This is a genomic window from Clostridium acetobutylicum ATCC 824, from assembly GCF_000008765.1.
Taxonomy (GTDB): Bacteria; Bacillota; Clostridia; order Clostridiales; family Clostridiaceae; genus Clostridium_S; species Clostridium_S acetobutylicum.
In genome coordinates this window covers 1272470-1283716 of the sequence record NC_003030.1, presented here as the reverse complement: position 1 = coordinate 1283716, position 11247 = coordinate 1272470, and the positions used below count along the sequence as shown (strand labels likewise).

Annotated in this window: 16 protein-coding genes; all 16 read left to right on the top strand. The window is 29.5% G+C overall.

From position 1 onward, the window contains the following. The first annotated feature begins 20 nt into the window (after nucleotides 1–20). The 16 genes from CA_RS05935 to CA_RS05860 all read left to right on the top strand — a co-directional run bounded on the left by CA_RS05935 (nucleotide 21) and on the right by CA_RS05860 (nucleotide 11238). A complete protein-coding gene (locus tag CA_RS05935) occupies nucleotides 21–641 on the top strand; it encodes a hypothetical protein (protein ID WP_010964434.1) in 621 nt (206 codons plus the stop codon). 5 nt (nucleotides 642–646) lie between these two features. Beyond that, entirely contained in the window at nucleotides 647–1066 is a 420-nt protein-coding gene (locus tag CA_RS05930) for a hypothetical protein (protein WP_010964433.1), read from the top strand. A gap of 44 nt (nucleotides 1067–1110) precedes the next feature. After that, nucleotides 1111–1815 (top strand): hypothetical protein, encoded by a 705-nt coding sequence (locus tag CA_RS05925; protein WP_010964432.1) that lies wholly within the window; start codon nucleotides 1111–1113, stop codon nucleotides 1813–1815. Nucleotides 1816–1825: 10 nt separating this feature from the next. Beyond that, entirely contained in the window at nucleotides 1826–2458 is a 633-nt protein-coding gene (locus tag CA_RS05920) for a hypothetical protein (RefSeq protein WP_010964431.1), read from the top strand. Between the two features lie 11 nt (nucleotides 2459–2469). After that, nucleotides 2470–3396 carry a hypothetical protein gene (locus tag CA_RS05915; protein ID WP_010964430.1) on the top strand — a complete coding sequence of 309 codons (927 nt, stop codon included), beginning with the start codon at nucleotides 2470–2472 and terminating at the stop codon, nucleotides 3394–3396. 10 nt (nucleotides 3397–3406) lie between these two features. After that, on the top strand, nucleotides 3407–4594 hold the full coding sequence (locus CA_RS05910; RefSeq protein ID WP_010964429.1) for a hypothetical protein: 1188 nt from the start codon (nucleotides 3407–3409) through the stop codon (nucleotides 4592–4594). 4 nt (nucleotides 4595–4598) lie between these two features. Then, nucleotides 4599–6074 (top strand): tail fiber domain-containing protein, encoded by a 1476-nt coding sequence (locus CA_RS05905; RefSeq protein ID WP_010964428.1) that lies wholly within the window; start codon nucleotides 4599–4601, stop codon nucleotides 6072–6074. Between the two features lie 335 nt (nucleotides 6075–6409). Continuing rightward, nucleotides 6410–6532 carry a Gp49 family protein gene (locus tag CA_RS05900; RefSeq protein WP_013913538.1) on the top strand — a complete coding sequence of 41 codons (123 nt, stop codon included), beginning with the start codon at nucleotides 6410–6412 and terminating at the stop codon, nucleotides 6530–6532. A gap of 66 nt (nucleotides 6533–6598) precedes the next feature. Further along, on the top strand, nucleotides 6599–6958 hold the full coding sequence (locus tag CA_RS05895; protein WP_010964426.1) for a hypothetical protein: 360 nt from the start codon (nucleotides 6599–6601) through the stop codon (nucleotides 6956–6958). Between the two features lie 11 nt (nucleotides 6959–6969). Continuing rightward, the gene (locus CA_RS05890; RefSeq protein ID WP_010964425.1) at nucleotides 6970–7992 is read left to right on the top strand and encodes a tyrosine-type recombinase/integrase; all 1023 of its coding nucleotides are present in this window, start codon (nucleotides 6970–6972) and stop codon (nucleotides 7990–7992) included. A 3-nt stretch (nucleotides 7993–7995) separates the two neighbouring features. Continuing rightward, nucleotides 7996–8259 (top strand): hemolysin XhlA family protein, encoded by a 264-nt coding sequence (locus CA_RS05885; RefSeq protein ID WP_010964424.1) that lies wholly within the window; start codon nucleotides 7996–7998, stop codon nucleotides 8257–8259. Between the two features lie 36 nt (nucleotides 8260–8295). Then, the gene (locus CA_RS05880; protein WP_242663058.1) at nucleotides 8296–9348 is read left to right on the top strand and encodes a GH25 family lysozyme; all 1053 of its coding nucleotides are present in this window, start codon (nucleotides 8296–8298) and stop codon (nucleotides 9346–9348) included. A gap of 68 nt (nucleotides 9349–9416) precedes the next feature. Next, the gene (locus tag CA_RS05875; RefSeq protein ID WP_010964422.1) at nucleotides 9417–10169 is read left to right on the top strand and encodes a hypothetical protein; all 753 of its coding nucleotides are present in this window, start codon (nucleotides 9417–9419) and stop codon (nucleotides 10167–10169) included. A 52-nt stretch (nucleotides 10170–10221) separates the two neighbouring features. Then, a complete protein-coding gene (locus tag CA_RS05870) occupies nucleotides 10222–10497 on the top strand; it encodes a hypothetical protein (RefSeq protein ID WP_010964421.1) in 276 nt (91 codons plus the stop codon). Nucleotides 10498–10509: 12 nt separating this feature from the next. Continuing rightward, nucleotides 10510–10764: a hypothetical protein gene (locus CA_RS05865; RefSeq protein ID WP_010964420.1), complete on the top strand. Its 255-nt coding sequence runs from the start codon at nucleotides 10510–10512 to the stop codon at nucleotides 10762–10764. Nucleotides 10765–10776: 12 nt separating this feature from the next. Continuing rightward, nucleotides 10777–11238, top strand: a complete 462-nt coding sequence (locus CA_RS05860) for a hypothetical protein (RefSeq protein ID WP_010964419.1) — start codon at nucleotides 10777–10779, stop codon at nucleotides 11236–11238. Nucleotides 11239–11247: the final 9 nt, after the last annotated feature.

Here is an 11247-nt window from a genome sequence, read left to right as displayed (position 1 = left end):
TTTAATAGGAGGTTATTTAAATGGCAACAATTTTCCAACCAAGTTTTATGTATCCTTATGGTTCTTGTGTAGATTTAAGTGAAGATATCGTTGTTTCTGCAAAAGTTAATGGTATAAAAATAGATTCATATCAATTAAAATTCTATAAAAACGTAGATGGCTCTCTTCTGTGGGATAGTGGAAAAGTTTCATTATCCACTCCACTACCAACAAAAAATCAAAAATATTTAGAAGTTAAAATATCAGCTAATACTATAACTTTTAAGGGTGAAATAAAATGGACTTTAACTTACTGGAATGGTGACGAGTCTATTACATCTCAAGAAAAGATTTTTTACAATATGACAACCCCTATTATAAATCTCTCTTTACCAACTCAGCTTGCTTCTTCGCAAGTCTCTTTTACAGCTACATATTCACAGGCAGAAAATATACAACTTAAGAGTTGGCAAGCAGCTTTATATCCTGTTAGTTATAGGCTTGATGGTGGTCATATTATTGAAAGAGCTGATGGATCGGTTTTAGATAGTGGTCATATTACAGATTTGATAAATAAAAGTGTTGAAAAAAGATACAGTCTAGATGAAGGACATATAAATGATTTAATTGAAAAAATAAAAAAATCTGGTGAGGAGGGTTAATTAAAATGGCAAATAATGTTGATATTATAAGATGCGCATGGGGTTATGAAAATGAAATTCCTGATGTGTTACCAGATCGAATTCAAATGGTAACTAGAGATACAGGTAAAGTTATTATAGGCAATAATGGAACAAATATTGTTATACCTACACAAAAAGATTTATTAAATGTAGAAACAGCGATAGATGATGTGAAAAATTCAGTTTCCTTAGCAGTTCAAACAGCTAGTAATGCACAAGCTATAGCTAGTGACGCTAAAAATACAGCCGAAAATAATTGCGAAAAGATTATAGCGTGTACTACTCAGAATAGACCTGAAATAAATGGAATGCCAATGACAATTTTTGATACAACACTAAACAAACCTATATGGACAAATAAATCATTATCAGGATGGGTAGACGCTACAGGCACATCAGTTTAAAAAAGATAAAATAGCAATTTTATATAAAAAATGGTGGTGTATAAATGATAGTAGAATGCGCTGATGCCCCAATAAAACAGACAGATAAAGAATTTTGTTATGATATAAATGCTAACTTTGATGGACTTTTAAATAATAGAACTTATAAAGTAGTTTTTAAAGCAGAAACTCAAAATCCTATAAATGGCGAGGGAATGAAGCTTGAGGGTAGTGGAACATTTTTTACACAATATGAAGAGATGAAATTAAATCAAAAGCCAAAAGTTACACAATTAGATGAAAAAGGTGGAGTAAAAATAGATTTTTCTAGCTTGGTTACAAACAATGGAACATTAGATGGAGATTATTCTTTTATAAATAACTTTATTTTTTATGAAAATGAAGCTTTATCGTTGCCAGCAAAAACAACACTAACTTATAAGGATAGTGTAATTCCATCCATGGGTAGTATTAATTTTACTATTAAGCTAGACTTACAATTTGATGGTTTAATTTGTAGTTCAATAGATTTAAAATATAAATTTGGGTATTCTAGTCAAAATAGGAAGTTCTATTATACAATAAATGATTTTACGATATATAGCGAAGTTATCAGGATAACTGAAAATCCTTTTTTAGTTATCCTTTTATCTGATCACTTTATTATAAAACAATATAATATTTATAATTATTTAGATAATATTAAAAATTTCAATTTAGATGATTTGCAAACTTTCCCATTAGATTTTATGGTTCAAGAAAACAAATGAGGTGATTTGTATGGAAGTAACAAACAGCTTTGGTTTTAAAAAACCAGCTTTTGGACAAGATCAAAAAATTTTGGATTTAGTAAATATAATAAGAGATAATGCAGATATATCAGAATCTCAATTAAAAAGACTTTCTGATGCTTTAAATGTTTGGGGGAGTCATAATGGATCAATAGTGTTTTACCAAGAAGATCCAAATAAAATTTATATACAACCAGCTCAAGAAGTTGTTATAAGAAGCTCCTACTCTAATGGTTCACATAACTCTGATGCCAAATTAACTGTAGTAGGAGATCTTTATGTATCTGGTGCAAAACATAGAACTGTAAAAACGAAATGCTATGGAAAAATAGGATTAAATGCTTATGAGACAGCAGATTGCTTATTTGGAGATGTTGGCGAAAGTAAATTGGTAAATGGCACATCAACAATAGAATTAGACAAAGTATTTTTAGAAACAGTAAATACAAAAGATTGTTCATACCAAGTATTTTTGACAAAGTACGGTAAGGGAGATATATGGGTAGAAGAAAGAAACCCAACTAACTTTACTGTTAAAGGCACAACAGACATTAAATTTACATGGGAAATTAAGGCTAAACAAAAGTATTATGAAAAGTGCAGACTCCCTGAAATAAAGTGAGGTGGGATAAATTGACTATAGGAGATGGATTTTTAATAGGTAATAGTGTGTCTCCAAGAACATCATTACTAAGTACACCATCAGCTATAAAAAATTCTTTTACAGGGTTAAAATTTTATGGAGGGTATATAATAGATAGTATATTCATCTCAAAAAAGGTAAAAAGTGATATTGAAATAATTAGTGAAACAGTCTGTTCTTTACCTGAATGGACTTGGGACATAGTATTCTTAGCTGCAATGAATGGTACTGTAGATGGAAGTAATATAACAGGAATTATAGAACCTCCTCAAAAATGGCTTTTATACAGAAAAGAGGAAGGTGTAGATTGTTTATATAAAGTTACTGAATTAGATTTAGATACTACAAGCTATATAGATTATAAAGTTGCTGGATTAAAAAATGTCCAGTATTTTTTGTATGCAGCTAGTACTTCCATGATATCTGCCCCTATAGTTTTTGATAAATTTAATACAACCTTTTGTGGTTATTTTTTAATTGACGCAGAAGCAGTAGATAATGGAAATGTATATGATGTAGAGACATACCATTTAGATTTAAATTTATCTACTGAAAAAGTAACAAACAATAATGATGTTACTTTTTTAAAGAATTATACAAAATATGATTCCGTTATTTTTGGAAACAGAGATTTTTTGAGCGGTTCAATAAATAGTATTTTAGGTTATTATAATCCTGATAATGATGAATTAGAATATACTTGGGATTCAGATTACATTGATCAATTCAGAAAATTTATTAATAACCAAAAACAAAAATATCTGAAATTCAAAAATGGAAAAGTTATAAAAGTTGTAACAACAAGTACTAATGGTGTAAGCTTTGAGTACAAATTTGATGATAGTATTTCTCAGCAAATACCAACTGTTACAGTTTATTATCAAGAAGTATCTGATGTTGAAGATTTGATAAGTTAGGGGTGTTTATATGGGGCAAATGTCTTATGAGAGATATGAAGAAATAATAAAAAAGGGTATCTTAAAAACTCCTCTTGTAAAATTGGAAATGTTAAGGCAAGAAGATGAATCAGTTTATGATGAAATAATAAAAACTCCTTTAAAGGGTTCTACTTTAAACATAACAAATCAAAGTGGTTGTCGAAGAAGTCTTACTATGAACCTAAACAACAATGATGGTAGTTTTTTACCAACACCAAATGGTAACCTATGGATAAATACAAAATTCAAATTTTCTATAGGTATTCAAGATACAAATGGAGATACTATTTTTTTTCCTCAAGGCGTATTTTGTTTAGCACATTCTGAACCAGAAGTTACTTCTGAGCTTTCTAATAAAATAGTAACTATTAATGCAAGTGATAAATGGAGTCTTTCTGAGACAGTTACAGGTAGTATTTTTCAAATTGGTATTAATCAATCTATAACAGATAATATAAGGAAAATTTTAAATTTAATAAAGGATTCAAAAAATCCAATATTAAAAACTATTTTAGCAGATATAACACAATATGATTTAAGATGGGATAATAATTCTACTTATGGACAAATTCTTAAAGATTTGGGAAACATGTTTCAAAGAGATTGTTATTATAATGAGATGGGAGTATTGGTATATGAAGATATGCCAAGTACTGAAAGCTTAGAAGTTATATGGAATTTTAATAAATTAGATAGGGTTTATATGTCAGGAAAAAGAGTGTTCAGGTTTGATCAGATGTATAATCAAGTATACGTGCGAAGTGACACAACATCTGGATATACATACAGTGGACTTGCTCAAAATACAGATTTGACCTCAAGTTCAAATATATATTTGAATTCAATAAATACTCTTGACATCTCTGATTCCAAACTACAAAGCGATACTGCTTGTTTAAAAGAAGCTCAATACTTGTTAGAAAAAAACAAAAGAGTGCAGGACTCTATTGAAATAACTTGTTTACCACTTCCTCACGCTACAGTAAATAAAGCTTTTACTATAGAAGATAACAATTTAAGTACGTTTAAGAATTATTATGCTATCCAATCAGTTTCTTTACCCTTAGACCTTTCTCAAAATATGAGTATATTAGGATTTAGATATAATGATACTACTGATTTTCAGGATTTAACAAGTGAAAGTGGTAATATTCACGAATTACCTACGGGGAGATGATAGAATGACTGATGATTCTAATGCAATAACACAAAATGACTTAAGAAAGTTTGTTACTGGTGTAATACTAAAAATAATTGATAAGAGATTATCCGAAAATAAAAATACAGAAATTTATCCAGCAACAATTATTTCTACAGATAGTACAAACCATTATGCAAATATAAAAATTACAACTGGTGGTCAAGTATCTATATTAAATAATGTAAAAAATAAGTCAGTCAATATTTTAAACAATGGAGATAAAGTATTCGCTGTTGCTCCAAATGGAGATCTAAATAACTTGTACGTAGGTACGAATTTAATTGGAAATGGCATAAATGGTCAAGATATTGTAGCAAATAGTATTCAAGCAAATAGTATTCAAGCAAATAGTATAACCGCAGATGAGATTCAAGCTGGATCAATTACAGCTAATGAGATAGCCAGCAATACTATAACCGCAGAAAGTGGAATAATAGCTTCTTTAGATGCAGGAAAAATTACAACAGGAGTACTAAGTGCAGACAGGATAGATACAAATAATCTAAATGCAAGGAGAATAACAACACCTGGTTCAATCCTTCATGGAACTATAGGTTCTTGGCAAGAGGCTACACAAAACATAAATGGTTTTCAGTTGTATAATACTCAAGAAAATCGTTCTGTTTTTAGAATTGCCGATATGAATATGACTTGGGCAGGAGATTTATTAAGATATTCTGTTTTACAAGGCAACGCAGATGGATTGATTTTAACTCCAAGCAATACTACGTACAATTCTAACAACTCTGCAGAAGGTTTTTTAGATGCAGCGGGACAGTTTATCTATCTAGGGGGAGGGACAATAACTCTTGCCAGTGGTGGTCAGGGAGGAAACAGTGTAAATGTTTCTAGTTCAGCTATAGACATAATATGCAATAACACTTCCGCTAATAAAGGTATAGGAGTATCAGCAACTGCCATTGAATTCGAAGTTGGATTCGATGATGGTGGTAAAAGTTGGAATTATCATTTGATACGAAATACAATAGATAATGGCACATCCCAAGATTACTATATTCTAAGTTCTAGAAATGTCATGGACTTTATCATGAACGAGGATAGTAATGGATTAGGAGTACACTGTAACAACGGAACGACTTACTGGGCGTATAACTTTAATGCCAGTGACGAAAGACTCAAAACAAATATAAAGCCAATTACCACAAATTGTTCAAGTATTATAAATCAAATAAACTTAAAAGAATTTGATTTTATAAAAACTGGAGAGCATATAGAAGTTGGTACAATAGCACAGCAATTATCTAAAATAAATAAAAAGTTTTCTAAAATTTTATATACAACAGAAGATGGGACAAACTTTTTTGCCCCCGATTATAATTCTATTTTGCCCTATATTATTGGCGCAATACAAGAATTAAGTGCCAAAAGTAAAAGTTTAGAAACTAGAGTAACTACTTTAGAAAATTCTATTCAAGAGTTAAAAGCATCCAAATAGGGTGTTATTTTTATATAAAAAGAAAGTGTAATGAAAGCAAGAATGTTTTATATCGTTTAGCTATAAATGGTTGCTTTTTGGTGCAGAACGATAATATAAGTCAAATTAAAAGCAGTACCGTTGAGGTGCAACAAGATGATAATAGGTGTGATATGGATACGAAAGATGATGAAATGAATAGTGTCTATTATTACCTTTAAAATATAAAACATGAAATTTATCGTCACAAATTTGGAAAGAAGGATTTATACGGATGGATAATTATATAAAAATAAATTTAGTCAAAGCAGAGCCAAATATATCATGTAGTGGAAATATTCCTAGTTATAAAATTTATGAAGATAATTTTAAAAAATGGATTTGAGATTACAGAGACATCAAGTTGTGTTAATAGAGACAATTATGATGAAAAAATTGGAGCAAAAATCTGTATAAACCAAGCAAAAGAAAAAATATGATTTTGCTTGGTTTTTTATTACAAACAGCTAAAAATGGGGTTGAATAAGTACTAGGAATGATTGAATATGAGAAAGGCTAATACTCAAATTATCAGAAAAAATAGAAGTGGTCTTCCTTATGCCACAGAAGAAAAGTTACAAAAAATAAATAAGAGAAATAAGATATTCTTAGACTTATTTCTAAGCTACTTAAGATTACAGAATAAGTCACAAGATATTTTGAGAGTGTATGAGACAAATATAAAAATATTTCTTGTATGGTTATTGAATTATAGAAGAAATAAAAATTTAAAAAGAATAAAAAATATTGATAAGGTATTATTCAAAAAATTCTTAAATAATACCTTATCTTTGTCCCAAGGAAGAGTTCACAATATTATTGGCACTGTGAATGGCTTCCTTATTTTTTTACAAGAAAATATATAGAGGGTGATAATGTGCCAAGGAAAACTAATCAACATAGGTACGTTAATAATGATAACTGGGATAAAGTAAATCCTTTAAACAAACAGCTTTTCGAAGAATTTATTCAATATTGTGAAGCAGAAGATAAGTCAAAAGAAACTGTAAGGGTATATAAGAGTAACATAAAGATATTTTTAGTATGGTTATTGAAATTTGCTAGAAATAAAAGGTTTGTAGACATAAAGAAAAAAGATATAATGCTATATCAGAATTGGTTGCTTAATACACAAAGATTATCTCCTGCAAGAATAAAACATTTACGAGCACCATTATCTTCAATGTCTTCTTTTGTAGAAGACATATTAGATGATGAATACCCTGAATTTCGGAATATCATATCTAAAATAAAGCCGCCAACCAAGCAAGAAACTAGAGAAAAAACAGTGTTTACAAATGAACAAGTTGAAAAGTTAATTGAAATGCTTATTAAAGATAAAAAATATCAACAAGCTTGCTTTGTAGCTTGTTTGGCTGCATCAGGGGTAAGAAAATCAGAAATATTACAATTTAAAGTTTCCTTTTTTACAGAAAACTCCTTAGATGAAGAAGGAATGTATCATACTCCTAAGATTCGTACAAAAGGACATGGTAAATTAGGAAAACCATTGGTTAAATTTATAATAAAAGATATTGTTAAGCATGCCTTCGATTTATGGATAGAAGAAAGAAAACAACTAGGAATAGATACAGATGATTTGTTTGTAGTTAAGCATAAGGATAAATGGTATCCAGCAAAAGTAAGTACAGTGAATGGATGGATGAACAAATTCTCAAAAATAATTGGAGAAGATTGTTATACTCATGCTTTTAGGCATTATGCTGCTACTTGGCTAAAAAGAAATGGCGCTACAATAGATCAAATAAAAGACTTTTTAGGGCATAATGATACTTCTACAACACAAATATATATAGACATAGATGGTGCGGAAAATATGAAGGGTATGCTTTCATTTATGCATAAAAAAGGAAAAGGAGAAATCAAGAAAGAGGACTAAAAAATGAGTGAAGATTATGATTCAAAACTTTGTGAAAATAAGCATCAAAACATTGATAAAAAAGTAAACGAACATGAGAGTAGATTAAATAATCATTCAGAAAGATTAGATAAACTCGAGCAATATAAATCTAAAAGTGAGGAAAAGATAGACAATTTATGTGTAGATTTAAGAAATCTTACAAGTACGCTAAGATGGGGCATAGGTATTTTAGCTGGTGGAATAATAAGTTTTTTTATCTACTTATTACAATTACACGTAAAATAAAAAGAAGGTGTTTAGATGAAAAATAAAAATAGAATAGTGACTTTGTTAACAGCAGTTTTAGTTATATCTGCTGTTATTTTTATGCCTTTAAATATTCATGCACAAATTTATAAAGGTGTGGATGTGTATGAGTATGATAATATTTCAAATTATCAGCAATTAAAAAGCAATGGTGTTTCTGTAGTCATTCAGAAAGCTACAGAAGGTTTGTGTCACAATGACAGTCTGTTGAATTATAGATATAATGCTATAATTCAAAATGGTTTTAAAGTAGGGTATTATCACTTTGCAGATAATACAGGGCAACCTGTAGCTGAAGCACAACATTTTTTATCAAAAGTTCAAGGGCTTCATAGTGACACAATATTGTGGCTTGATATAGAGAATGAATCTAATTGGACTAAATGGCAAGCAATTGATTACACAAATAAATTTATAGGTTACGTGCAATCACAAGGTTATAGAATAGGACTTTATAGTGGACTTTCATTTTATTATGAATATCTAAAAGGTAATATTACTAATGTGCCTTTATGGTTAGCTTCATATGGTAGACAGCCTGCTCAATTTCCTAATATAGTAAGTTGGCAATATAGTGAAAATGAAAGAATAAATGGCGTTGTTGGAGATATTGATTTAGATTATTTTAATGATAGTATCTTTACGGGACAAGCACCGCGGATGGTACAATCTAACATGCAAGTCCAAACATACAACAGAATTAAAACTATACAAGCTCAATTAAATGCAGTTTTATATTCTAGCAAGCTCGTTGTAGATGGGATACAAGGTAATGCGACTACACAGCAAATTAGAGTATTTCAACAAGTCTGTGGTCTAAAAACAGATGGCATTTGGGGACAACAATGTGTAAATGCAATACAACAGATTTATGGAAAAGATTTATGCGGCAGACCTTATATTCATAGAATACCTACTCGTATTATTCAATATAATATGGGCATACAGTTTGATGGTATATATGGACGAGATACCGCAAGTCATGTACAAGCATGGCAATCATCTCATAGTTTAAAATCAGATGGGTTGTTTGGTTCTCAATCGTGGTTAACTTTATTGTCAAAATAAATAAAAATAGAGAAAATAATTCCATGCAATAAATTACATGGAATTTTATTATAAGGAGAGATGTATAAATGAAAGAATTTTTACAAATTACAGGTGTAACTATTGGAGTTGTTATTTTATTTTTCTTAGCCTATTTTTTGAGATATAAGAAAGTAAATGTTAAGGCTATTTTAGAAGAAATAAAGATGCTAAGTAAAAAGGTAGATGATTTTGCTACCGCTGGTAGTAATATTAGTACAGGAAATGCTAAGACAGGTTTCAATGTCGCAAAAGTTGTAGCTGAGTATGCTTTAACTGCTGCTAATGCCGCTGAAGATAAATTTCTTAACTTAGATAATATAGCAAGTGATCCCACTGGCTCAATAAGAAGAGAAACTGCTACAAATGATATTTACGCTCTTTTAAGAGAAAGCGGTGTAACTATTACAGATGATGTTAAAACCATTGTAGAAAATGAAATTAGAAATACTGTTTTTAGTAATAAAGATATACAACAAATAAATGAAAAAGTAGATAAGCTTATAGCAGAAAAAGTATCTGCATTGCAAAAACAAGTAACTGATTTAACTTCTAAAAACACAGAAGTTAATGGTTTAGTAAATGAGCTAAAGACTAAGATAGCTCAAACTGCTAATGAAAATAATGTTTTAAATACTCAGATAAGCACTCTTACAAATCAAAATACTATTCTAAATGAGAAAATTAAAAACATAAATAATGCAGTATCTCAAACTTCTGCGGATAACATTACGACAGGGGCTATAGATACAGCTAAAATAGCAACAGTAGGAACTATAAGTAATGGACAAATAGCGAAATAATTTTAGAGTAAGACTTTATCTTACTCTTTTTATAAGAGAAAGAAGGTTCTTTATGATACAAACAAGTGGTTTTTATTCCTATAGGGCGACTTCAACAGCCAATCAAGAACTTTTGGATTTTTCTAAATTTACAGATTTACCTTCAGATAGTTTAAGAGCTAAAAAGATAAAGCTAGTACCAGATACTAAGTGTACTATCAGAATAAATAACCTTTCATATACGTGTGCTTTAGAAAATTCTTTTGAAACATTAAAAGAAGATTTTTTTATAAATAGTTTAAAAATAATAGAGCCAAATGTAGGATTCTATATTCAATATTTTGTATAGAAGGTGATAAGATTGAATGTAAATATATCATATTCAAATTTTTTAACAGAGAATGGAGAACAAATTTTAAATAGTATTTCTGCTACTTTAAGTCCACAAACAGAAATGTTATTTAGCATAAAAAAGCAAAACGATAATCAATCTGAAAGCATTTGTAACATAAAGCTTGCAGATAAAATAGGAGTAAATGAGATTTCAGACAATATACAAAAACAAGATGTTAGAGAGCTTATAGAGATGTTAAAAGTAATATATAAAAATATGTAAGGAGATGCTTATATGAATTTCAATACAACTCAAGATGTTACAAATAATATTTTCACAACAACTACCACTTTTGATTCTTATGGAAATCTTGCTATGACAGCCGAAGATGAGCAGGCTCTATTAAAAGATTATCCTTTAAATTTAACTTATAGCGCTATTTCTTTTACAGGAAAGTATACTGTTAATGGAAAAGATATTGTGGAAGACGAAACTAATGGAGATACAGTTTCGCTGGTAATCCCTAATAAAATAATACCTATTGATGAAAACTTTATAGCAAAGTATTCTATTGCAGCAGCACAAGTTTTATCAAGCGAGTTAGGCACAAAATTAACTACTCCAGAATTAGTTGCTCAAGCAAAATGTATTTTATTTAAGGATAAAGTTTTAGCTCAGATAAACACATTGTTGACCGCAGTTAGAGCAAAAGATAACAATTTTGCAAAAACTAATCCAATAAAAACTACCATATAAAAAGGGAGA

What these genes read in the sequence shown, in the direction of transcription:
- CA_RS05860 (WP_010964419.1), top strand. Translation starts at nt 10,777, where the DNA reads ATGAATTTCAATACAACTCAAGATGTTACAAATAATATTTTCACAACA.
- CA_RS05895 (WP_010964426.1), top strand. Translation starts at nt 6,599, where the DNA reads ATGAGAAAGGCTAATACTCAAATTATCAGAAAAAATAGAAGTGGTCTT.
- CA_RS05905 (WP_010964428.1), top strand. Translation starts at nt 4,599, where the DNA reads ATGACTGATGATTCTAATGCAATAACACAAAATGACTTAAGAAAGTTT.
- CA_RS05885 (WP_010964424.1), top strand. Translation starts at nt 7,996, where the DNA reads ATGAGTGAAGATTATGATTCAAAACTTTGTGAAAATAAGCATCAAAAC.
- CA_RS05870 (WP_010964421.1), top strand. Translation starts at nt 10,222, where the DNA reads ATGATACAAACAAGTGGTTTTTATTCCTATAGGGCGACTTCAACAGCC.
- CA_RS05930 (WP_010964433.1), top strand. Translation starts at nt 647, where the DNA reads ATGGCAAATAATGTTGATATTATAAGATGCGCATGGGGTTATGAAAAT.
- CA_RS05925 (WP_010964432.1), top strand. Translation starts at nt 1,111, where the DNA reads ATGATAGTAGAATGCGCTGATGCCCCAATAAAACAGACAGATAAAGAA.
- CA_RS05900 (WP_013913538.1), top strand. Translation starts at nt 6,410, where the DNA reads ATGAAGATAATTTTAAAAAATGGATTTGAGATTACAGAGACATCAAGT.
- CA_RS05875 (WP_010964422.1), top strand. Translation starts at nt 9,417, where the DNA reads ATGAAAGAATTTTTACAAATTACAGGTGTAACTATTGGAGTTGTTATT.
- CA_RS05935 (WP_010964434.1), top strand. Translation starts at nt 21, where the DNA reads ATGGCAACAATTTTCCAACCAAGTTTTATGTATCCTTATGGTTCTTGT.
- CA_RS05910 (WP_010964429.1), top strand. Translation starts at nt 3,407, where the DNA reads ATGGGGCAAATGTCTTATGAGAGATATGAAGAAATAATAAAAAAGGGT.
- CA_RS05920 (WP_010964431.1), top strand. Translation starts at nt 1,826, where the DNA reads ATGGAAGTAACAAACAGCTTTGGTTTTAAAAAACCAGCTTTTGGACAA.